Source organism: Streptomyces sp. NPDC031265 (genome assembly GCF_055570295.1).
On sequence record NZ_JBVIHM010000026.1, the window covers coordinates 21176 to 42488 of the forward strand.

The window sequence follows — 21313 nt, forward strand, 5'->3', positions numbered from 1 at the left end:
CACTAGCCGTGTTCGTGGCACCAGCGCACCACGCGGGCCTCGGTCTATCCCGGAGCTCAGACGGCTCGCGAATATCGAGAGGTCACCGTGCGGTGGGCTCGTCCCACCAAGACCAACGAGGGATCAACAGGTAGGTATTGACGCTACCCACGAGCCAGGGGTTCGGCGAAGTGGTGTGCCGTCCGTTTCGTGATCACGTGAGTCCGAGGAGGGCGAGCGGCCTGCTGGCGTCGCGGGCGTTGTGTCGCAGGCTGGCGGCGATGTTGGTGCTCCCGGCGAGGCGGAGGGCGCCGATGGCGAGGTTGCGCCAGGTGGCCATGGCGCGGGGTGCGGCGCCGGTCCGCAGCTGGGAAGCGTCCTCGGCGAACGTCACGTCTCTGACATGGTGCAGGGCCTCGACCTTCCAGTGGCCGCGGATCAAGGTGGCGAGCTCGGCGGGTGTGGCCTTGCCGGCCGTGAGGCTGGTGACCGCGTAAACGGTCTTGGTGCTGATCCTGCCGGTCTTGCGGTCCACGCGGCGGCGCTTGAGCTGGACGGCCTGGCGGGCCCCGGGGAAGAGCAGGTTGTTCACCGTGCACACCTTGGTCCGGCGGATCTCGCCCCGGCCGTGCCCGGTGTCGCGGGTCCGTCCCTGCAGCGGAATCTGCTTCCACGGAAGGGACTTGAGCTGCCTGCGGAGCTTCTTCTGATTCCCCTTCACGATCACGATGTAGTGCGCGTCCCGGCCGAGCAGGTACCAGGCGTGCTCGCGTTGGGTGTGCATCGCGTCGCTGGTCACGACCACGCCCGCGAGGTCGGCAACCGTCTCCAGCAGCGGCTCGAAGCAGGTGATCTCGTTGGTCTTCTCACCGACATCGAGCTGGGCCAGGACCAGGCCGCCGACGTGGTCGCACGCAGCGAGCAGGTGGATCTTCCGGCCCTCGGCCCTGGCCGCGCCGCGCAGGCTCTTGCCGTCGACCGCCAGCCCCCGCAGCCGGCCGTCAGTGCCGGAGCGCCGGTCGGCCAGCCAGTGGCCCACCGCCCGGTCCAACGCGTCGCCGTCGATGCGGCCCAGCAGCCGCCGCACCGTCGTTTCCGCAGGCAAGCACCGCTTCGGGAACAGCGGATCTGGCCGAACGCCAAGGCGTTTCAAGACAGAGGACGGGGCGTCAGCGACCCACTCGCCGACCGCGAGCAGGGAAGTTGCTCCGGCCAGAACCGCGCACGCGGTCAGGGCGAGCACGACGACCAGTGCGTGCCGCACACCGCGCGGATCTCGCGGGTCGGGCACCTCGCGCAGTCGCTCCAACAGGCCCGGGATCTCCTCGAGCACGGCCTCGGGCTGCTGACAGAGTTGGTCAAAGGCAGGCGGGATCGGCGATGATGCGTCGGCAGGCACGGTCTTCCACTCGGATCACGGGGCGTCGAGAACTCCATGATCTTGGAAGCCCGTGCCTGTCACCGTTCCCGGAACCTCACCGACCCCGCAGACTGCCACGAACCGGACGCCAAGCAACTACGCCGAAGCCCTGACCCACGAGCACCCGCACCGCCCGCCGCTCTGATGCAAGGCGTCGATCGCCATGCAACGTTTAGGCATCACGGTGCGGTACTCGAACAGCACGAAGGAACCGCGGGTCCCACTCGGCGCTGCTACGAAGGAATTAGACACCTCAGGCGATTAGCAGGTCAAGCGGCGACCGGGAGTTCGGTGGGGAAGGCCGTGCTCTCATCGAACAGTGTGTGGTTCTGGAGGCAGTGGTAGAGCTGGCCGAGCATGCGGTTGAAAAGGTTGCGCTGTGCGGCGGCATGCCAGTCTCCGAGGTCGTCGCGCCGCCTGCGGTAGTGGGCTTTGGCGCCAGGTGAGGCAGTGATCGCGGAAAAGGCCCACAGGTAGCCGGCGTGGTTGAGTCGGTCGTTCTTCACCCACCTGCGGGTGATGGACGATCTCTTACCGGAGGCGCGGGTGATGGGTGAGGAGCCGGCGTACGCCTTCAAGCCGCGGGCGTCGGCGAACCGCTGCCGGTCGTCTCCGATCTCGGCCAGGACCCGGGCGCCGAGCTGGACGCCGAGACCAGGGAAACTGAGGATCGCGTCAGCGTCCGGGTGCTGGGGGAAAGCCTCCTCGACCGCCTCGGCGAGGTCGTCGGCTGCGGTGCAGGCAGCCTCCAGTTGGACCAGAAGGGCCAGCATCTGCTTGCCGAGCGCCTCCTCGACGAGCGGCGGCTGGTGGGCCCACTCGGCACGGAAGACCTCGCGGAGCCGTTCGGCCTCGGCTTCGATGCCTCGCTTGCGGCCAGCGCGCCTGAGCCCGGCCTGGATCTGCGTGCGGGTCAGCCGGGCGGCCCTGGCGGGGGTGGGGGCGGTCTTGAGGAGTTCGCGGGCCTCGGGCCGGCACAGGCCGTTGTTCCACTTGGCGAAGGCGTCCAGAGCTGCCGGGTAGTACTCACGGAGCAAGGACCGGAGCTGGTTGGCGCACTGTTGCTTGTTCCACGTTGCGTCCTGCTGGGCGCGGGCGAGGACGGCGATGGCCTGGGCCAGGTCGCTGTCCTGGGGCAGGGGGCGGTGGGCGTGCATGTCGGTGCGGAGGATGTTCGCCAGCACGAGGGCGTCGCCGGGGTCCGACTTCTTGCGGGAGACGCTGTGGCGGTCGCGGTAGCGGGCGGCAGCCATCGGGTTGATCGCGAAGACCTGCCGCTTCCCGGTCCGCAGCACCGCCACGAGCAGGCCCCGGGAGGTTTCGATCGCCACCGGAATGGGGTTGTCCTCGGTATCGCCGTATTCGGCGAGCAGGTCCAGCAGGATCCGGTAGCCGACCGCGTCATCGGTGATGTGCCTCTTGGCCAGCAGCTGGCCGGAGTCGTCGACGAGGGCGACGTCGTGAGTTCGTTCGGCCCAGTCGATTCCGCAGTAGATCAAGTTACTTCCCCCCTGAGCGTTGACTGTTTGCGCTGGTCACGAGCACATGCGGGCCACGCAGCGACCTAATTCAAGGACTCGACCCCATGGCCGGTCCGCCACCTCAGCAGCTGTTCGTGGCGCCAGCTCACCCCACGGGCCTCGGTCTAAGCGGGAGCTCGAACGACTCGGGCGTATCAAGAGGTCACCGTGCGACGGGCTCGCACCACCAACACCAACGAGCGATCACGCGACGGGTGTTGACGTGGTGGCGGCCGCGAAGGCACCGAGCGTCACCGCTCTATGCGGAGGCATCAGTGCCGTGTTCGCCGAAGGCATCCCGCTCGATGCCCACGCGACCGCCACCACAAGATCCGCCGGACCGTCCGCCGCTCTGATGCGAGGCGTCAGTCGCCAGGCAACGTTTAGACGTCACGGTCCAGTTCGAACAGCACCGCAAGGCTCACAGCTCCTCGTGGCTCCGCTAACACGGAATTAGGCAACGTTCGCCCTTTCGACGGGCATGACTCCGTCTCGTGTGGAGCAGCAAGTCATGCGCGATGGTGCGACGCGGCCCAGGATCGCTATGTGAACAGGCGGACGTCGCCGTCGCCTGATTCCGGCCCAGACGTGGCAGCCCCATGCCGCGTCTCCGCGATCTGGAAGGACCCAAATGCCGATCGTCCTCATCTCCCCCGAGTTCACACAGGAGCAGTACGAGGAGACCAACCGCAAGTTGACGGGGGGCAAGAACCGGATGGAATCTCCAGCCGACTGGCCCGTAGAAGGTTTGCTCGCACACATCGCGGGACAGGGCGAGAGCACCTTCCGCGTCGTCGACGTCTGGGAGTCCGAGGAGGCCCTCAACCGCTTCGCCGAGATCCTCATTCCGATCCTCCGTGAGGCCGGTGTCGAGGGCGACCCGGAGGTGTATCCGGCACTCACATATGTGTCCGCCTAGGTGATCAGCTGCCTCGGGGCAGTGCTGTGCCCGTCCCAGCGGCGTGGATGCCGCCGACGGGGAGCCTTTTCACGCGATCGAACAGCGTCAGGTCAGCCAGTGCCGCAACAGGAAGGAGCTCGCGGCGGAGTACCGCCTGGTCATCTGGGAGCCGCAGTCCCGGGAGCCTGTCATGAACCACCGGGTGCTGCGCTGGCTCAGGCCACGTTCGCGCGGGTGACGACCGCGCGGAGGCGTTCGTCGGCAGCGTGCTTGTTCCGCCAGATGATGTAGCGGCGGATCATGCTGCCCTGCTCCTTGTGGCTGGTGTGGTCGGTGCCGGCCAGCGCGAAGTAGCGCAGGGCGGTGAACTGGGCCTCGATGCGGTTCAGCCAGGAGCTGTTAGTCGGCGTGTAGGCGAGCTCGACGTTGTGCGCCGCGGCCCAGTCGCCGACCCGGCTGTCCTTCTTCGTGGCCAGGTGCGGGGAGAAGTTGTCGAGCACGACCGCGATCCGGACCTGAGGCGGGTAGAGGCTGCGCAGGTAGCGGCAGAACTCCAGGAACCTCGTGCGGTGCTTTCTCGGCTTGACATGGCCGTAGAGCCTGTCCTTGCCCAGGTCGTAGGCGGCGAACAGGTGCCGGACCCCGTGCGGGCGGGTGTAGGTCGCCCGTCGGCGGGGCCTCGGCTCCCGGCCGGGGTCCTTGTGCTGCCCTCCGCGCTCCGCCCACTGCCGCTCCGGGTGGGGCTGGAGGTTGAGCGGCCCGAACTCGTCCAGGCAGAAGACGACTTCGGGCTCGCCGTCGTCGGGTATGACCTCTCTGTCGGCGATCGCGTAGAGGTGCTCGACCCTGGCCTTCTTGGCGGCGTAGTCGGGGTCGCGCGAGGTCTTCCATGTCTTTATGCGTTGAAAGGAGACGCCCTCCTCGCGGAGCAGGATCCGAAGGACCTCGTGGCTGATGTCGTCGACCACCCCCTCGGCGACCAGCAAGTCGGCCAGTTTGGCCAGGCTCCAGGTCGAGAACGGCAAGCCGTGCTCGATCGGCTTGGACTTGGCGATCTTCTTGATCTCCCGGCGCTCGGACAGCGTGAAGGTCCTCGGACGGCCGCCCTTGTACTTCGGGTAGAGCGAATCGAAGCCGTCCACGTTGAAGTTGTGGATCAAATCCCGGACCCGGTCCGCGCTGGTGAACGTCACCCCCGCGATCTTCGCCACCGGCATGCCCTGCGCGGACAGCACCACCATCTGCGCGCGCCGCCATGTCACCACCGACCCAGTACCCCTGCGGACGATCCGCAGCAGCCGCTGCCCCTCATCGTCATCAATCTCTCGGACGCCTACCCGTTCTGCCACGCGCACAGCCTGGCGGCACCCCGCTGGCAGGACCAGCATCCGAACGGTACGTCACATGACAACAGCGCAAACGGTTGCTGATACGGCACTGTGTTCCCGTCGCAACGGACCGCGGCTCCGGCTACGTGCCGCGCCCCGCCGAGCCGGAACCGCAGCTGGTTTGCGAGGAGCTCATGGTGGTTCGCTTCGCCCGGCCGGAGCCGTTCCGCGAGCCGGCGTGCATGCCGGCCGGGATGCCCTGGTGGCGGCGCTGGGCGCGCCAGATACTGCCGCGCCGCAAGGGCCCGAAGCTGCTGCTGCTACCACGGCGGTGACTGGCGCACGGTCAACTCGATGGCGCTGGAGGTGCTCAAGCGGGCCCGGGCGCAGTCTGTGGACCCCGAGGACGTGGAGGAGTTTGCCATTGCCCACGCTGACGCGGCGGGGGCCAGCCGGTGGCAGATGGAGGCGCTGGCCACCATGTTCAACACCGCGGACGCGATCCAGCCCGACAGCGACAACGGCTACATCAACCGCCAGCACCGAGCCCAGGCCATGCTGGAGCAAGGCGTACGCCGCACCATCGTCCTGCGCCACATCGACGAGCCGTAGCCGCCCCGCGCTCCCGGCGTGCGCCCGCATCAACTCCGCGCCAGACATCACCCCGGCGATCGGTGCGGGGCTGTAGTTCACCAGGGTTCGGGCTGTCCGTGTGTGTCGGTATCCGGGTACATGAGTTTCTTCGCCTCGGTGAGGTTCCGAAACCCCAGGGGCGACAACATCAACACGGGCAGCCGATGCACTAGCTCCCAGAGTCAGACCTCCCGCGACATCCTGTTGTCAGACCCCGCCCGTAGCGTCGAGAGGGAGGGTCTGGAACAGCCGGGCCTCCGTTGGCGCGGGAGCGGCCCCATGGGTGAGATCAACATCGGTAGCAAGGACCTCAACCGACTGCTGACCGACAGCAGCACCCACGGGTCCTCCTACCAGCAACAGTTCGCTCGGCTGGCGGCCTCGCACCGGGGCCGGCCCGTGGCCGACATCCTGCCGCTGCTGCGCCAGGCGGCGGACCAGGCACTCCTGGGGTTCACCCCCGCTGATCTGGTCGAGCAGGCTGAGGCGATCAGCGCTGGTGCGCGGTACGTCCTGTGCATCAAGGTCACTTGATCAAGGAATTGCCGGGCGTGGTCCTGTGAGACGCGAGTGGCTGATCAGTGGGTCAAAGCACCGGCCCGGCGGGGACGCTGCCCCAGCGTTGTCGACCTCAGTCGAGCACGCCGAGGGCGGTGTCGGGCCTGCAGAAGCCGCACGGTTCGACACCGTCGGCCAGGGCCTGGCGGGCTGTGTCGCGGTCGACGGAGGTCATACGTTTGGCGTGGCGGAGCAGCCAGCAGTCGCCGGTGTGGACTGCGGTCAGCAGGTGCGGTCCTCCGAGGGCGTGCTCGATGGTCCACTCCGGCGGTGGCGGCCGCCGCCACTGGCCTTCTTCGCGTTCGGCTTCCTGCCGCCTCACGTCGGCGATGGCCTGGTCGATGCGGGCCAGCCACATGCTGTGCCAGGCCCGCAGCGTCTCCAGCCGGGGAAGATCGGGCGGCAGCAGGCCCGGAGGAAGCGGCTGGGTCATGGGGTGAAGTCCCGTCGCGTCATGGTGGCCGCGTCCCATCAGTACCAGCCGGCGCGGCGGCCGCCGGGCAGAGCGGGCCACAGCATCAGGTGATAGGCGCGCCGCTCATCGGGAGTGTCGTAGTGGGCCATCGCCACGGCCCGGTGGCGGCGCCTGCCGATCCACAGACTGATGGCAACGACCTCGTCGGGGGTGTAGTCGCGGGTAAGGCCGGCGGGCGGAGCTGGAGCTGGCGCCGCATCACGCGGGACCCGGGGCACGTTCATCAGGGGGACTGGCCCGCATGAGTCGCGATGGTCCGGTCGTGCCGAAGAGGAAGGATGTCATGTTGCGCCATAATCCAATTAGAGCACCTGTTCGATTAATGCGTCACGCGGAGAGCCCGGCCTGTAGGGCTACCCACCAGAGACGGATCGTCGTACCCGGATCAGCTGCGGCCCGCATGGCGGAGGGCGTCGGCGAGCTGGTCGTGGGTCATGGCGGAGCGGCCCTTGATGCCGGCCTTGGCTGCTTTGTCGTAGAGCTCGGTCTTGGTCAGCGACTGAAGCGACCCAGCCTTCGAGCTACTGGCGCGTTTCTTTGCTGCGGGCTTCTTCGAGCGTGCGTTCGTCTTGGAGGTGCTGGCTTTCTCGCCGGTGTCCTTGGGGGAGCGGGCGCGTTCGACGGAGGCGCGCAGGGCTTCCATCAGGTCCACGGCGCCGGTGGCCTTCGGTGCCGGTTCGGCCTTCTCGACGCGTCCGCCGGCCTGCTTGGCCTCGATGAGCTGGGCGACCTTCTCCTGGTAGACGTCGTGGTAGTCCTCCGGCTGCCAGTCGATGGCGAGCGCGTCGATGAGCTGGCGGGCCATTTTCAGCTCGCCGGCGCTGGCCTGCCCGGCGGTCTTGGGGAGATCGGGGATCTCTTTGTGCGGGTCGCGGATCTCATCCGCCCAGTGCAGGGTGTGCAGGGCCAGCAGCCCCTTCTCGGCCTTGACCGCCACGAGGTACTCGCGGCCGCGCATCACGAACGTCGCGATCCCGGCCCGGTTCGACGCCGTAAGTGCCTGTCCCAGCAGGCTGTAGACCTTCGTGTACTCCCTGCCCTTCGGACCGAGGTAGTAGGTCTTGTCGAAGAAGACCGGATCCACACGGTCCAGGTCCACGAACCCGGAGACCTCCAGACTCTTCGAGCGGCCCGGAGCGATCTCGTCCAGCTCCTTGGGCTCCACCAGCACATACTCCTCGCCGGTGTCGAAACCCCTTGACGATGTCCTCGAGCTCTACCTCCTTGCCGGTGCGCTCGTTCACCCGCTTGTTGCGGATCCGGTCCGAGGTGCCGCGCTGCAACTGGTGGAAGTGGACCGTGTGGCTGTCAGTCGCCGTATAGAGCGCCACGGGCACACTCACCAGGCCGAAACTGAGAACCCCGGTCCATATGGGTCTGGCCATCCGCTGCTCACCACCTCGAAGACATTCCCCGAGGCCGGGCGTATGCCCCCAGCGAGAGCCGTCATTCGCCCGTACCGGGCTGCCAACTTCAGTGACCGCCCGGCCGCCGGCCCGGGTGGCGCCACCCCCCTATCTGCGCATACTCCGGCGGCGAGACAGGCCTCCTCGCGAACTCCGAGCCCCCCACCCCCCCCGTCGTCGGCTCCCTGCGCGCACCCGGCGGCCCGGGGGCCGGGTGTCGCAGACCGCGTCAGTCCCGCCCTGTCGTTGTCTCGCCCGCCGTATGACAGCCGGCAAGACCTGAGCAAGGTCGATGTCCAGCTCCGTGAAGCCGATGGCCGGCTGAGGGTGTTCACCCGAGTGCAGCCCCTGTTCGCCCTGCCGCCCCGGCAGCGACGGCCCCCGGCTGTCCGGCTCGTCCCTGGCCAATGGGTCCGCTGGCAGCTCAACTACCGCTTCAGCAGCGCCCTGGGGATCCGGGACTGGACGTACTGGCTGGACACGTTCAACATCGCGTATGGGCCTGTGGATGCCGACGCGTTCTTGTCCGCGCCCACCGTGTTCATCGACGAGTGCGGACCACTCCGGTAGTTCAAGTGGCTGTGGTCACGCATCAGATCGTTCTGCCTGGGCCCTGGTCTGCTGGAGGCGGTAGGAGTCGGTCTCGTCGATGCAGAGAAGGTCGACGCGTCCGTAGCGGCGATGGTCTTGGCCAGCTTTTTCTCGTCGGCCGCTTCGACGAGCTCGTCGACCAGCTTCGTCGCCAGGACGTACTTGACCCGGTAGCCCTTCATCGCGGCCTCGGTGCCGAGCGCGATCAGCAGGTGGGACTTGCCGGTGCCCGAATCGCCGATCAGGCAGAGCGGGTGGCCCTTGCGGCCCCAGTCGCAGGACCGACGTTACCGGCCTGCAGTTCCTTGACGTCGGCGGGTGAGTTTCCGCCCCGGCCCCGTCAGCGCGAGCTCGTTACGGCAGTGGCTCCCGCCTGCCCGCGTGCCAGGTCTTCCCCCGGCCAAGGGCAAGCCCCTGTGCTGTGGCGCGGTGCGGGGCCTGATGGCCATGGCTCGGCCCTGAGCGGTGGCAGACGGTGGGGGACAGGCGCACCGGACCGGCGGAGAGGCGGGTCGGGCGGTGGAAGCCCCGATCGGGGTGGGGCAATGGGGTCGGGCCGGTGAAGCGCGGCATTCGGCCCGTCGTTTTCCTCTGATTTCGAGGTGATTGCTACGTCCCACCGGCATCTCCGGGGGGTACGTTTGGTCACTCTTGGTGATGCTCGGGCGTCCCAAAGGTGAGCCGCCCCATAGGACCTACGTCACGTACGAGCGAGGATCGTAGCTCCGCGGGTCGCCGTACCGCGGTTTCACGTGGGCTCCCACCTGCACGAATCGCCCCTGGGTGGCGGGAGGGGCGCTGGTCCCCGGCTGCGATGCTCCCTAGTAAGAGGGGTCGTTGCCAGGCCGTCGGGACGCCGGTAGAACTGGATGAGTCGCCGCAGCGGCCGGGTGTTTCTCCCCGCCGCAGACGAACCCCTCTCCCTCGCGTGAGTGGCTCACGCATGCCTCCGGCATGCCGCGACCGTCCTTGTCCCCTTTGGAAGGCCCATCTGTGTCCAACTCCGTCATCCGCCGCATCGCCGCTTCGAAGAAGACCCTCGCGGGTACCGTCGTGGCCCTCGGTGCCGCCGGTTCCCTGCTCGCCACGGTTCCCGCCCAGGCGGCCCCGACGAGCGCCAAGGCGATCGCCCAGCAGATGATCAAGGACCCGGCGCAGTTCGCGGCCTTCAACAACATCGTTTCCCACGAGAGCGGCTGGGACCACACCGCCACGAACTCCTCCTCGGGCGCCTACGGCCTGGTCCAGGCCCTGCCGGCCTCGAAGATGGCCTCGGCCGGCGCGGACTGGAAGACCAACCCGGCCACCCAGATCAAGTGGGGCCTGGACTACATGAACGACCGCTACGGCAGCCCCGTCGGCGCCTGGAACTTCTGGCAGACCCACCACTGGTACTGAGCCACCAGCGGTAGCAGACACATGAAGACGCTCGGCCGGGACCACCCGGCCGGGCGTCTTCGCGTATACGGCGGCGCGCACGGGGCGGTATTGGGCGTCGGCGTCGTTGCCTGCGCAGTGGGCCGGTCAGGCCGGCCACTGTCCTGATAGCCGTCCGTGACGGATTAACGACGGACGGGCAGCCCTGAAATGTGAGTCGTCGGTGACAGCAAGGTCTTCGTCAGTGGCGCCGGTGTCCGGTCCACGGTCTTCGACGATCCATACGCGGTCGAGCCGGGCCGTTTCGACCATGAACGGTGAGTGGGTCGTGTAGATGACCTGGGAATCGGGGCGAGGCGCTCGTTGATGAAGCGCAGGAAGCCGGCCGGGGCGCGGCCGAGCAGGCCACCCCGGCGTTCACAACTCTCCTGAGAAGGGGGCCTGGTTGATGCCGTCGGCGACGCTGAGCCGCTCCACGTCGACGCGGACGGTCAGGTGGTGAGCACCGAGTCCTGACATGAGGGAGGATCCGCACCCTTCGTCGTTCTCGTGCTGGACGGTGAGGGCTGTCATTCTTGTCTGGCTTCCGGCTCCAGTTCCCCGGCAGCGCTGAACTCGGCGAGGGCTTCTTCGCTGGAGAGCACGGCGATGAGTTGGAGGGCTTGGCCGCTGTTGTCCGTCGGGAGGTTCAGTAGGTCGTCGATCCAGATCATTGCGGCGCGGAGGTGGAGGCCGGCGAGGTGGCTCTCGGGTGCCTTGTCGTAGCGGGTTGGCGTTCCCTCGACAGGCCTTCATTTTGTTGATCAGCCGCTCGACGGTGTTCCGCTCTCCTGGTAGAGATCGGCGTGGTGGCTGACGGGCCGGCCGCCCCTTGCGCCCTTGTTCTTCCGGTTGGCAGCCTGGTCCTTCTACTCCGGGATGACCGCTTTGATGTTGCGTTTGTGCAGGTAGGAGCGGTTGCCGCAGGGCGAGTAGGCCTTGTCCATGGCGACCGCGCCGGGCCGAGTGCGGGGACGGGCCGGCGGGCAGACGGCCCCGCACGGGCCCGGCTCCGACGCACGGCACACCTCGGGGTGTGAGCCAACGCGGCCACAGGTAACCGCCGTTGCCATTTCGTTGGCGCTCTCGCCACGCTGCTTGCTAGATTCGGCGCGATTCGAAGCGGTGAGCATGTGAAGCGCCGCCGCCCACGGAGACGACCCGATCAGCAGCAGGGCATGGGCGGGCGGCCTCCAGAACCGGAAGGCACGCCGGCATGCTTGGCTACTACAGGACCCATGTACTGATATTCATCGGTGTGAGTGCGGCGCTCACTGGGGTGCTGACGCCCCTCTTCGGCTGGTGGGGCGCCGTGTTCGCCGGAGCCGCCGCGAGTCAGGTCGCCTACCTCACCGCCAGGGCCTACCTGAAAGAGGCACCCGCGCTGTGGGCGACCGGCATGACCTTCACCGCGATAGGTGCGATCAAACTCAACATCGAGGACTGGCATACTCACGGCGCTGCCGTCGCCATCCCGGAGACGGTGTGCCTGGTGGCCCTCGCCTGCGTCGGGACCCTGTGGGTGGTCCGGCGGTTGAAGAGGGTGGCGGGCGATTTCAAGACCAACTTCAAGGCCTCAACCGTCGAAGCCGCCGCCATCAGGGAACGAGCGGAAGCCGAGCGCGCCCAGCGAGCAGTCGGCCAGCCCGAGGGCTACGGCGAGTTGGGGTTGCGCAGGTCGGCCCGGCTGGGCGCCCTCACCACCACGCTCATGGATCACGCCCGCAAGGTGGCCGCCGCCGGTCGCCCGGCCGTCGACACGGTCGACGCGGTCGCCGATGTTCACACGAGGCTGGCCAAGGACCCTGGGCTGCTGCCGCACCTGCGCTACAACTTGGGCAAGGCCGACGTGGACGAGAACGTACGAGCGGTCGCGGCAGCCCTGCTCGCCGAGGCCGAGGCGGCCGGGCAGCTGCCACAGGCTCTCTAGGGCCTGCGTGATGTTGTGATCAGTTGATGGGGTCTGCCTTCTTCGTGGGGTGGAACGCGGTGGGACATGGGGCGTGACACGCAGACAACTCACCGATGCTCAGTGGAAGTTCATCGGGTCCTACCTGCCGATCGGCAGGTTCGGCCCGTACCCCGAGCGGCTGCGGGAGCAGTTCGAGGGGATGATCTGGCGGCTCCGGTCGAGTGCCCCAGTGGAGGGAGATGCCCTCCGAGTTCGGCCCGTGAGCCACCGGCTACGGACGTTTTCGGGTCTGGCGGGACGCCGGTGTCTTCTCCGCGGACTGGCTGACACCGAAGACCGCACCCGCGACCTCCTGAGTGAGGTTCTTGCGCATCAGGCAGACCACCAGCATCGCCGACTGGTACAGCCTGATCGCCGCGGGTCGTCCGCCCGGCCTCACGACCTCGCCGCGCAGCTCCGCGCACCGCCCGTACAGCAGAACCCGTTGCCCGCTGTAAAGCCCCGTGAGAGCATGTCCACGATTTTTGAGCAATCCAAAGGTGTGCGAATGGCAGGTACTGTTTAATGTACACAACAGAGTCAGCAGAAGCCTGCATCGAGGATGCGGGCAACATCTTGGTTTCGCCTTCGATTTTGCAAGATAATAGCTTGATCAGGGACTTCTTCGGGTCCACAATCACGCCAGAGGACCTTGCTTCTGGTTCGCCCAATCTTGCACAGAAGACCGTCTACCTGTGTGGCGATATATCTGGGATCAGCGGCCGCAAATTGCATGCGGCTGCCCGGGTGTTCGTTATCCGGGAGCTATCGCACGGTTACCATGAGGACGTCGACAAACCTTGGCCCCTCGTCGACCTCGGCCGAGTTCCCATCCGCGTACACGGCGTCGGTGTGTACTACCGGCGCTTTTTCGGACTCGGCGCCGATCACTTCGGACGGATCCGTGCGGAGCACGCGTTCCAGTCCCTGACGGAGTCCACCAAGCCTGGAACAGCCCATCGCAGCGGAATCTATCTGACGCCCGTCACACGAAACGGTGACGAACTGCATTTCCGCCTGCTCCGGTGCTCCACGAATCTCTCGGGGCCGACCGAGAACTTTCGCCCGACCGACACGCGCATCGTCGATGCTCTGAACCGTGAGGCCGCCGCCGTCTTCCGGAACCAGGCACCGCTAAATCACGTCCTCGCTCAGATCTACCACAACACGCTTGCCACGGCCGAGCGCAAGCAGTCCAAGGCCAAGATCTCGGCCCATGCCGACAAGACCAAGGACATGCCCATCAATGGCATCATGGCCTTCTGCACCTTCTATGACCGGGTCGACAAGCTGCAACCCCTGGCCGAAGACGCCTTCGACTACGGTGTGAAGGGTGCCAGCGGGCTGACCAAACTCCACTTTCGCCTCAAGGAGCCGACCGAGGAGCGCGACGAGGTCGCGCTCCCCCCGCAGTTCACCCTGACCCTTTTCCCCGGCTCCGTGTTCTTCATGCCGCTGTCCATCAACCGCCTGTATACGCACGAAATCCGGCCCTCAACGTTGGACGCCGAGTTGCTGCCGACCCGCCTGGGGTACGTGGTGCGCTGTTCGAGCGCCGAAGCCGTTCACAAGAGCGGCCACACGTTCCTCAAAGTGACCGGAGATTTGGTGAAGCTGGGGCCACCCACACCGGCCGGCATGAGCGAGCTGCGCAGGTTGTATGCCGAGGAGAACAGGACCTCGTCCTTCATTGATTACGGCGACGAATTTCTCTTCAGTATGAACACGGGAGACTATGTTGCCCCCCGAGTCTAGGATCTCGGATGAGATCATCTCGTGCGCTTCGCCAACCGAGGAGAGTCTCTTTTCGGAGCTGTCTGCGTCGGCTTGTTTGGAAGATGTAGGAAAAGGGCGGCGAGGCGCCGTGCTTACCAAGATCGACGAGGCGGGTGGTGTACCTCTCGTACGTACTACGACTCGGTACAGCAGCCCGGCGCAGCGCTTCCGGGCGGTGCACGAACGGCTGGCACAACAGATTCAAGAACGTGCGGCGCTTTCGGTCGGCTTCAACAACGCTCTCATCGAGAGCTACACGAACGCTTACACAACCATGGGGAGCCATTCCGACCAAGCCCTCGACCTGGCCAACGAGTCGTTTATCGCCGTCTTCTCCTGCTACCAACGTCCCGAAGCGAGCCCGCCGAGGAAACTGATCTTCGAATCAAAGGGGTCCGGTGGTGAGAAGTTCGAGATCCCCCTCGCCCACAACAGCGTCGTCGCGTTTTCTGTCGACTCGAATCGGCGACTCAGGCATAAAATTGTATTGGACGCGCCCGTCCAGACGGACAACCAATGGTTGGGTGTAACCTTTCGGACGTCAAAGACCTTCGTTCGGTTTCGCGACGGCCATGTATACCTCCCGCAGGGTGCACGCCTCATGTCGGCCGGCGATGAGCAGAGGCGCGAGTTTTATCAACTACGGCGCCGTGAGAACAATGAAACGGACTTCATCTACCCCCTGTTGACGTACACCATCAGCGAGAGCGATCTGATGCCGCCCGTCTGACCTTGAGGGCTTTTGAATAACCTTCAAGAATCGTGGGGGTAGTAGTCGTAGGTGCTGGGGCAGGAATGATGGCGACCCAGATCGCTTCCGCATCAACTGGCCTCGAAGCGGATGCTCATCTGCATGATTCCTTCCGTGACTCGCCCAGGGCTGATTCAAGTTCTTGGCGGTTCCACGAACCCGCAGGTCAGAGCAGGGCGACGGTCTGCCACAACACCCTCCCCGTACGCAGCGAAGCTCCGACGATCAAGGTGACCCTCAGTCACCCGAGCCGCCGGAGCCTCGATGTGCCGTCAGTCCGCCACGCCTTGCCTGACCAAGTCGCCCACCAGCGCTCAGCGTTCGCTGCCAGACTTCGCCGCGAGGCTCGCGGTCCTGCGCGCCATGCCGGGGTCGGCTCAGCCACACTGCACCGGCACTTCCCCTCCGGGTTCTCTACCTGTGGAGGTGGGCCCTCGCCACGCTTCTTGAGGTAGAAGTCCCGGTTCGCGCGCCGCTCGGTGAAAGTGAGCACCAGGGTGGCGTGTTCGGCGGAGTGGGCGCCTGTCACCTGAGTTTTGTCGGTGTTGCGGGCCGGTGTGCAGGTTCTTCCACGGCGTGTGTTCACCCCCGCCCCGCCGGTCATGCAGGCGGTGCGACTTCGTCCTTGAGACTCCATGGATGTGGTGCCGCCGCGACGCGGCTCGAGGCGTGGTGGGGTCTTCACAAGTGTGCGGGACGGATCGGATCGGACGTTGCCGGGCGTGATCGTTCACGTTCGGCGCCCTTGTTGCGGCGGCCGGGCGGTGTGCCTGCGGCCTGTCAGGGTTCGAGGTCGACCGCTCCCTTGCCGCTCGGGATGTCGAGCGGCACCGAGACCTGGTCGTGCGTGATCAGCCAAGTGCCTTCGATCTTCTGGAGGCCGTACGTGACCCTGACCCACATACCGCTCGTCGCCGTCCCGTTCTTCAGCGTGCCGCTGAGACGGCCGAAGGCGTGCCCGAAGGCCACATCATCGCTCACGGTGAGCGTCAGGTCGCGAACCTCGTAGGTCACGCTCTCGAAGAACGCAAACACGGGCGCCCAGTTCTTGAGTTTCGCTTCCAGCCCCACGTGCTGGAGCGGCGGCTCGATGTCGAAGGACACAATGTCCGCTGCGTATAGCTGTTTGAGACTCTCGGGATCCTTGGCTTGGAGCCCTTCGGCGATTTTGTCGACCAGCTGGCGAATCTTAGCTTCATCTACCTCGCGTTGCGTGGGCATCGCTACCCCAACCTTTCCTTTCGCGGTGGAACCTTGGCTTCTCGCGCGCCGGGTACTGTGGATTTCGCTTCGCCTATCAGTGCAGAATTTCGGCCCGCACCCTCTCTTTCGGCGTTGCGATGTCCCAGTAGCGGGCAGTGCCCCGCGTATTACTGAAGTCGCCTGTACCGCCGGTGATAGCCATGTCGAGCGAGTTTGTTCCGCTCACCCAGAGCGACTGCATCGTCAGGGAGCCACGCTTGAGCTCTATCGTGATCAGGCACTGCGTCGTGAGTTCTTCGCCATCGATGTGAATGACCTGACACGACCCGCCCCCACGTCCGACACTGCGGCCGCCCCTTATCGCGGTGCCGGAGTAGACGTACGCATCACCCAGACTCGGCCCTTTCGGGCCAAGATCAGTATCCGCGTACTGATCGTTCTGAACCTCGAGTTCGAGGACCTCGGCCTGGCCCCTTTCCGGGGTATCGGCGTCTGCGCTGTTTACAGAAAAGACGCCAACCAAAGCGGTGACCAGCGAAATAGCGAAGAATTTTGTGAGCGACGATCGTGTGTTGTTGTTCCTCCGCTCCCTGTCATACACGCCGACGGATCCCAGACTTCTGGTGACCATGATGGAGCCTCCTCATTCGCTCATGCAGGTGCTGCCCCTTGGCGGGCGTTGCCGGTCAGGTGGGCGCCGGAGGGTCGACCTCGCCGACCCCGGAGCGTCCGGCCGGCACGCCGATGAGCTGGACGCCGATGTGATCCCGGATGGATTCGCCGAAGGGACCGACGACCGCGTCAGTGATCGCCCTGATCAGCTGTCCCGGGGCGTCGTCGATTCCCGGCAAGTGCAGCGCGGCCTCGCGCACATGGAGCGAGACGACGGGGGCGTGCACGCCGCCCGGCACACCGCCGACACCCCAGCGGTGCCTCGGGGTGCCGAAGATCTCGGCGACAGCCATGGAACGCGCTCGCTCGCCGCACACCTGGACCAGCGCCTCGGTGAGCGACCGGACCAGCCGGCCCTCGACGTTCCCGTCGAGTTCCTCTTCGTGGACAGGCACCTGCAAGTGCGGCATCGGATTTCAGAATCCGATGGTTTCGCGGAGCAGCAGGACGGTGCCGCGCCCGGGCTGGTATTCCCCGTTGAGGATGAGAAGCCGGTTGACGGCGCTGGGGCACCCGTAGGCTGCCTGGGCGCGCACGTTCTCCAACGGGAGGCAGTGCTCTTCGACGCGCCGCAGCGCGGTGCTCAGATCGGGGACCACCTTCTGCGCCCCGACGACCCAGATCATGCGGGCGGCGCCGCCGGCATTGCCGGGCAACTGGCTTCCGCTGCCCGAGGCGATCACGAGGGAGCCGGTTTCGGTGACCGCGTGGACGCTGCTCACGATGACGTCGGGGGTGGCGGTCAGTCGCCGGATCTCGTCCCTCTGGGTGGCGCGGTCCATGGCCAGGATGCGCGGCTTGACGGCGTCGTACCGCCCGCCGGCGTTGATGTCCTCGGCGATGCCGGACAGGCGGAGGGTCTCGCTGGCCCCGGTGAACACGCTGGCGCCCTCCGGGATCAGATCCTTGATGCGGGTACGCGCGGCGGTTACCCCGTCGAGGACCTCCACGGTGAAGCCGTGTGCGGTCAACGCAGCGGCCGCCCGCTCCAGGTGCTGCGCAGGCGCCGGGTCGATGAACGGTGTCTCAGGCATCGAGATGGTCATGGTGGGCTTCCTGTTCGCTGGATGATCTGTTCGCCTCATCAGGTTCGACAACACAGCCCGCCGGAATGTGAGGCCGGTGCGTCGCCTCACATTCCGGGGGGCTGTGTTGTCGAACCGGTATGAGCAGATGCGACCAAGGGAGCCTCGGCACCATGAACACCCCATCCGAGCCGGGACACGGCCGGCCCGACCCGGGCATGGACGCGATCATGAGCGAGCGGCGCCAGCTGATCAATCTCGCGTACCGGCTTCTAGGCTCCCTGGCCGAGGCCGAGGATGCCGTCCAGGAGACCTACACCCGCTGGTACACGATGTCCCGGCAGCAGCAGGACGTCATCGAGTCCCCCGGTGCCTGGCTGACGACGGTCGCCAGCCGCATCTGCCTCAACCTGCTCGGCTCGGCACGGGCCAGGCGAGAGACCTACGTGGGCGAATGGATCCCCGAGCCGCTGCCCGAGCATTCCCAGTGGATCAGCGGCAGGGTGGGCGGTGCGACCGTCGACCCGGCCGACCGGGTCACCCTGGACGAGTCGGTCAACCTGGCTTTCCTCGTCGTGCTCGAATCGATGACCCCGGCCGAACGCGTCGCGTTCATCCTGCACGATGTCTTCTGCCACTCCTTTGCCGAAGTGGCCGAGATCGTCGGCCGCACCCCGGCGGCATGTCGGCAGCTGGCCTCCTCGGCCCGCCGCCGCATCCGGGGCTCTCGGCCTTCCGCGACTCCGGCGGCACAGCGCACCGGCGTCGTCAGGGACTTCAAGCAAGCATGGGAGGCCAAGGACATCGACGCCCTGATCGGCCTGCTCGACCCCGACGCCACGGCCATCGCCGACGGCGGCGGCCTGGCCACCACCTTCCTGCACCCCATCGAAGGCGGTGAGCAGATCGCGGCTGCCTGGGTTGAGATCGCCCGCCGCAGGCCCGACACCATGACGTTCCTGGAGCGTACGGTCAACGGTCAGCCCGGTGTGGTGGCCCAGCAGGACGGCGTCATCGTGTCGGTGTTCGCGTTCGAGGTCGCGGGCGACCGGATCAAGCACATCTGGGTCGTACGCAACCCCGAGAAACTCCGTCACTGGATGGCGGGCTGAGGCACGCTCACTGCCGTAGGGTCCGCTCACAGCCACTACCCAGCAGGGACACTTTGAGGGAGCGGGATGTCGCACATCATCGGGCCTTCCGGGGCACTTACTACTTCGGCTTGTCAGGGTGACGTTGGGATGTCGAGGGCGAGGCCGGTTCCGGCGATGAAGCCGTCGAGGGTGCCGGGCCGGTACTGGAGGCGTTTGAGCCGATTTCGGACGAGTGTCTCGAGTCGGTCGAGGGCGACGACGGCGAGGTTGGCCAGGCTGCGTTTGACGTGCGCCCACACCCATTCCACCGGGTTCAGGTCGGGCGAGTGGGCCGGCAACAGGATACCGTCAGCCACTCGCGCTGGTCGATCAACTCACGCATGGCGTGGGAGACATGGGTGTTCAACCGGTCCCATACCAGCACGATCGGCGCCTTGACGAGCTGGTGGGTGCCGTCGATCAGCGCGATGAAGTCGCGCTCGCCCATACTTCGGCGCTTGCTCTTGCCCGCCGGGTGCAAGATCAACCGGTGGCACAGCCGGGTGCGCGAACCGGGTCGTATCGCGACCAACCCGGCCACCGACAGTCGCCCCGACCTCCGTCCACTCACCGTCACGACCGGTGTGACCCCGCGCCGGCCCCAGGTGCGTCCTTGGGGCGGACGACGGGTGAAGCCTGCCTCGTCCTCGAAGCAGATGTCACCCCCGCAGACCGTCCGGGCTCTTTTACCTCCGCCCAGGTCGCCTCCTTCCACACCTTCACGGCTTCCTCGTCGCGTTCGGCCACCCGCCGGGCGGGCACCTGCGGAGAGAAGCCGAGCCGGTGCATCAACCTCGTGGCACCCGAGACGCTGTAGGCGACGTGGAACTTCCTGCCGATCAGCGTGGCCACCCTCGCCGCGGTCCACACCTGGTCCTCCACCCAGCCGTGCGCGGCCGGACCCTGCTCAAGGCAGGCGGCGAGTTTCTCCAGACAGCGCGGGGACAGACGGCACCGCGATCCGCTCGGGCCACGGGACGCCAGTGCCCCAGGCCCGCCGTCCCGCCACAGCTGATGCCACTGACAGGCCGTTTTCCGGCTCACTCGCAGGCGCCGTGCGACCTCTGGTGGCTTGGCCTTCCGCTCGAACAACTCGGCCGCCTGCGTTCGCACAGCCTCGCGGCGCTGACGCCCCGCAACCGTCAGCCCGCCCCCATCCGCATACCTCACACACAACGGAATACGGCCAACACCCCAGCAACATCGTGGGTTTCACGAAAGATCACCCTGACGAGCCGAAGTCAGTAAAGGTTGAGCATTCTCAGCGAAGGGGTGTGGCTGCGAGCGAGGGGCCGGGTCAGCACGAGGGCGGTGGTGTCCTCGCGGATAGCCGTTCTCTCAGAACTGCGGGTTCTGAGGCGAGGTCCTGAGGGGCGTTCCCTGACGTGCGGCCGGCATTCAAGATCAGTCTGCCGGGCTGCACTGATGCCCCACGGCCGATGAGGGGTATCACGTGTCGTTACTTTCAGTAGCGAAAGCATCGCATAGTGTGGCGGTCAGGCGTCTGTGCCGTTTCCGTCGTCTCGATGTGCTGGGCCCCCAACAGCATTCGGGACAGCCACGGTCCGCAGAACCCGGCGGCAGCCCGGAGGCAGCCACAGTGGCCGGCCGCGGGCAGTCGCGTCAACCGTTAGCGGTAAGGGAGTGCAGTGAGCGACAAGGAACCGAAGCTGATCTACGGTCAAGGGGCCGAGGCGTGCCCCGAGGGGAACTTCTGTCTCTACCGGGCCAGTAACTTCAACGCGGGCCAGACCCCGGGGCGTGGCGACAAGATCCTGGCCATCCCGATGGGCGCGTACATCAACGACTTCTCCGAGTACGGGTTCGACCACAGCGGTGACGGGGTGAGTGCCGTCGTCAACAACACGGTCGAGGACAACGCACTCTTCTCGGCCGCCAACCAGCAAGGGCATTCACTGCCAGTGGACCGGGGGACCTCGATCGCGAACCTGCAGCGAGTCCCCATGGCCGGAAGTCCGAACGGCTCCTGGAATGACCAGGCCCAGTCCGCGCTGGCGTCCCGCTTCGTTGGGAACCTGCGCGTCGAGCAGGAACTGCGCGGCCACTGGGCGGAAGGCTCGGGGTACATCTACTCCTACCGGCTCACGATGCACGCCGAGGACACCCGCGTCATGAAGTGGGGTGTGGGCTTCGGTGACCTGCCGGAGGGAACCGCGCTGTCCAAGAGCTTCACCGATGCCTTCTGGGGCGAGATCCTCCGCAACGGCACCGACGGCGCCGTCCAGCTCGGCTCCCCCCAAGGTGGTGGACACAGCGTCGATCCCGGCACTGCCCTCCCCATCGACATTCAGGTCCTCTACCCCGACGAAAACCCCGTCTACGAACGCCTCACTGGCCTCAACGCCCAACAACTGGGCTGATCCGACACCCCGCCCACACCGAACTCCACCGGCCGCGTCCGGTGGAGTTCACCCCCGACCGGCACGCCGCTGCGGGCCAGGTCCCGACGCAGGGCCTCGCACGTGCGCCGAACGTGAGGGCCGCAGTCACCCCACCTTCGATGAGATTTCTGGGCAACCCTGACACCGTGATCGCGCAGATCCAAAGGTTTCCC

At 66.5% G+C, this 21313-nt stretch carries 24 protein-coding genes and 5 pseudogenes; 12 read left to right on the plus strand and 17 right to left on the minus strand.

Annotation, left to right across the window (positions count from 1 at the left end):
• Nucleotides 1–193 precede the first annotated feature (193 nt).
• A complete protein-coding gene (locus tag ACZ499_RS30805) occupies nt 194–1312 on the minus strand; it encodes an ISAs1 family transposase (RefSeq protein WP_468679489.1) in 1119 nt (372 codons plus the stop codon).
• Nucleotides 1313–1668: 356 nt separating this feature from the next.
• On the minus strand, nt 1669–2898 hold the full coding sequence (locus tag ACZ499_RS30810) for an IS110 family RNA-guided transposase (RefSeq protein ID WP_468679490.1): 1230 nt from the start codon (nt 2896–2898) through the stop codon (nt 1669–1671).
• Nucleotides 2899–3550: 652 nt separating this feature from the next.
• Between ACZ499_RS30810 and ACZ499_RS30815 the strand changes: the two genes are divergently transcribed.
• Nucleotides 3551–3838: a hypothetical protein gene (locus ACZ499_RS30815; RefSeq protein WP_067010458.1), complete on the plus strand. Its 288-nt coding sequence runs from the start codon at nt 3551–3553 to the stop codon at nt 3836–3838.
• 197 nt (nt 3839–4035) lie between these two features.
• Here the strand turns inward: ACZ499_RS30815 and ACZ499_RS30820 are convergent, their stop codons facing one another.
• On the minus strand, nt 4036–5169 hold the full coding sequence (locus tag ACZ499_RS30820) for an IS630 family transposase (RefSeq protein ID WP_468679491.1): 1134 nt from the start codon (nt 5167–5169) through the stop codon (nt 4036–4038).
• Nucleotides 5170–5342: 173 nt separating this feature from the next.
• On the opposite strand from ACZ499_RS30820, the gene ACZ499_RS30825 reads away from it, so the two are divergent.
• From ACZ499_RS30825 to ACZ499_RS30835, 3 genes are all read left to right on the plus strand, one after another.
• Nucleotides 5343–5483: a hypothetical protein gene (locus ACZ499_RS30825; protein ID WP_468679492.1), complete on the plus strand. Its 141-nt coding sequence runs from the start codon at nt 5343–5345 to the stop codon at nt 5481–5483.
• A gap of 19 nt (nt 5484–5502) precedes the next feature.
• Entirely contained in the window at nt 5503–5760 is a 258-nt protein-coding gene (locus tag ACZ499_RS30830) for a hypothetical protein (protein WP_468679493.1), read from the plus strand.
• Nucleotides 5761–6060: 300 nt separating this feature from the next.
• On the plus strand, nt 6061–6315 hold the full coding sequence (locus ACZ499_RS30835) for a hypothetical protein (RefSeq protein WP_385541939.1): 255 nt from the start codon (nt 6061–6063) through the stop codon (nt 6313–6315).
• Nucleotides 6316–6412: 97 nt separating this feature from the next.
• On the opposite strand, the gene ACZ499_RS30840 is transcribed toward ACZ499_RS30835, so the two are convergent.
• The 4 genes and pseudogenes from ACZ499_RS30840 to ACZ499_RS30855 form a co-directional block, all read right to left on the minus strand.
• The gene (locus tag ACZ499_RS30840) at nt 6413–6772 is read right to left on the minus strand and encodes a DUF6233 domain-containing protein (protein WP_385541941.1); all 360 of its coding nucleotides are present in this window, start codon (nt 6770–6772) and stop codon (nt 6413–6415) included.
• Nucleotides 6773–6810: 38 nt separating this feature from the next.
• Nucleotides 6811–7038 carry a hypothetical protein gene (locus ACZ499_RS30845; protein WP_385541943.1) on the minus strand — a complete coding sequence of 76 codons (228 nt, stop codon included), beginning with the start codon at nt 7036–7038 and terminating at the stop codon, nt 6811–6813.
• Between the two features lie 161 nt (nt 7039–7199).
• A complete protein-coding gene (gene ku / locus ACZ499_RS30850; protein WP_468679494.1) occupies nt 7200–7979 on the minus strand; it encodes a non-homologous end joining protein Ku in 780 nt (259 codons plus the stop codon).
• Between the two features lie 79 nt (nt 7980–8058).
• Nucleotides 8059–8199, minus strand: a pseudogene (locus ACZ499_RS30855) (Ku protein); the annotation flags it as partial.
• A gap of 261 nt (nt 8200–8460) precedes the next feature.
• On the opposite strand from ACZ499_RS30855, the gene ACZ499_RS30860 reads away from it, so the two are divergent.
• Complete coding sequence (locus tag ACZ499_RS30860; protein WP_468679577.1) at nt 8461–8790, plus strand: hypothetical protein; 330 nt, start codon at nt 8461–8463, stop codon at nt 8788–8790.
• A gap of 36 nt (nt 8791–8826) precedes the next feature.
• Here ACZ499_RS30860 and ACZ499_RS30865 read toward each other — a convergent pair.
• A pseudogene (locus tag ACZ499_RS30865) lies at nt 8827–9089 on the minus strand (ATP-binding protein); the annotation flags it as partial.
• A gap of 715 nt (nt 9090–9804) precedes the next feature.
• Here ACZ499_RS30865 and ACZ499_RS30870 point away from each other — a divergent pair.
• Nucleotides 9805–10209: an aggregation-promoting factor C-terminal-like domain-containing protein gene (locus ACZ499_RS30870; RefSeq protein WP_468679495.1), complete on the plus strand. Its 405-nt coding sequence runs from the start codon at nt 9805–9807 to the stop codon at nt 10207–10209.
• Between the two features lie 396 nt (nt 10210–10605).
• Here the strand turns inward: ACZ499_RS30870 and ACZ499_RS30875 are convergent, their stop codons facing one another.
• The 3 genes and pseudogenes from ACZ499_RS30875 to ACZ499_RS30885 all read right to left on the minus strand — a co-directional run.
• Nucleotides 10606–10761, minus strand: coding sequence for a hypothetical protein (locus ACZ499_RS30875; protein WP_468679496.1), 156 nt, complete (start codon nt 10759–10761; stop codon nt 10606–10608).
• Nucleotides 10758–10901: a hypothetical protein gene (locus ACZ499_RS30880; protein ID WP_468679582.1), complete on the minus strand. Its 144-nt coding sequence runs from the start codon at nt 10899–10901 to the stop codon at nt 10758–10760. The genes ACZ499_RS30875 and ACZ499_RS30880 overlap by 4 nt, the downstream gene beginning before the upstream one ends.
• Nucleotides 10878–11229, minus strand: a pseudogene (locus ACZ499_RS30885) (transposase); the annotation flags it as partial. The gene ACZ499_RS30880 and the pseudogene ACZ499_RS30885, both read right to left, overlap by 24 nt.
• A gap of 214 nt (nt 11230–11443) precedes the next feature.
• Between ACZ499_RS30885 and ACZ499_RS30890 the strand changes: the two are divergent.
• Together ACZ499_RS30890 and ACZ499_RS30895 are read left to right on the plus strand one after the other, a co-directional pair.
• On the plus strand, nt 11444–12157 hold the full coding sequence (locus tag ACZ499_RS30890; RefSeq protein WP_468679497.1) for a hypothetical protein: 714 nt from the start codon (nt 11444–11446) through the stop codon (nt 12155–12157).
• Nucleotides 12158–12230: 73 nt separating this feature from the next.
• Nucleotides 12231–12399, plus strand: a pseudogene (locus ACZ499_RS30895) (transposase); the annotation flags it as partial.
• A gap of 11 nt (nt 12400–12410) precedes the next feature.
• Here the strand turns inward: ACZ499_RS30895 and ACZ499_RS30900 are convergent.
• Nucleotides 12411–12530 (minus strand): helix-turn-helix domain-containing protein, encoded by a 120-nt coding sequence (locus ACZ499_RS30900; protein ID WP_468679498.1) that lies wholly within the window; start codon nt 12528–12530, stop codon nt 12411–12413.
• A gap of 173 nt (nt 12531–12703) precedes the next feature.
• Between ACZ499_RS30900 and ACZ499_RS30905 the strand changes: the two genes are divergently transcribed.
• Both ACZ499_RS30905 and ACZ499_RS30910 read left to right on the plus strand, forming a co-directional pair.
• Nucleotides 12704–13933, plus strand: coding sequence for a hypothetical protein (locus ACZ499_RS30905; RefSeq protein WP_468679499.1), 1230 nt, complete (start codon nt 12704–12706; stop codon nt 13931–13933).
• A complete protein-coding gene (locus ACZ499_RS30910; protein WP_468679578.1) occupies nt 13917–14684 on the plus strand; it encodes an alpha-ketoglutarate-dependent dioxygenase AlkB in 768 nt (255 codons plus the stop codon). Before ACZ499_RS30905 ends, ACZ499_RS30910 begins: the two co-directional genes overlap by 17 nt.
• A gap of 801 nt (nt 14685–15485) precedes the next feature.
• On the opposite strand, the gene ACZ499_RS30915 is transcribed toward ACZ499_RS30910, so the two are convergent.
• The 4 genes from ACZ499_RS30915 to ACZ499_RS30930 all read right to left on the minus strand — a co-directional run bounded on the left by ACZ499_RS30915 (nt 15486) and on the right by ACZ499_RS30930 (nt 17626).
• Nucleotides 15486–15926, minus strand: coding sequence for a YybH family protein (locus ACZ499_RS30915; protein ID WP_468679500.1), 441 nt, complete (start codon nt 15924–15926; stop codon nt 15486–15488).
• A gap of 76 nt (nt 15927–16002) precedes the next feature.
• Nucleotides 16003–16539, minus strand: a complete 537-nt coding sequence (locus ACZ499_RS30920) for an allene oxide cyclase barrel-like domain-containing protein (RefSeq protein WP_468679501.1) — start codon at nt 16537–16539, stop codon at nt 16003–16005.
• A 55-nt stretch (nt 16540–16594) separates the two neighbouring features.
• Entirely contained in the window at nt 16595–16990 is a 396-nt protein-coding gene (locus ACZ499_RS30925) for a hypothetical protein (protein WP_468679502.1), read from the minus strand.
• 6 nt (nt 16991–16996) lie between these two features.
• Nucleotides 16997–17626, minus strand: coding sequence for an LUD domain-containing protein (locus ACZ499_RS30930; protein WP_468679503.1), 630 nt, complete (start codon nt 17624–17626; stop codon nt 16997–16999).
• A gap of 152 nt (nt 17627–17778) precedes the next feature.
• Here ACZ499_RS30930 and sigJ point away from each other — a divergent pair, with 152 nt between their 5' ends.
• Complete coding sequence (gene sigJ / locus ACZ499_RS30935) at nt 17779–18717, plus strand: RNA polymerase sigma factor SigJ (RefSeq protein ID WP_468679504.1); 939 nt, start codon at nt 17779–17781, stop codon at nt 18715–18717.
• Nucleotides 18718–18830: 113 nt separating this feature from the next.
• On the opposite strand, the pseudogene ACZ499_RS30940 reads toward sigJ, so the two are convergent.
• Nucleotides 18831–19908: pseudogene (locus ACZ499_RS30940) on the minus strand (IS630 family transposase).
• Between the two features lie 479 nt (nt 19909–20387).
• Between ACZ499_RS30940 and ACZ499_RS30945 the strand changes: the two are divergent.
• Nucleotides 20388–21119 carry a hypothetical protein gene (locus tag ACZ499_RS30945; RefSeq protein ID WP_468679505.1) on the plus strand — a complete coding sequence of 244 codons (732 nt, stop codon included), beginning with the start codon at nt 20388–20390 and terminating at the stop codon, nt 21117–21119.
• Nucleotides 21120–21313: the final 194 nt, after the last annotated feature.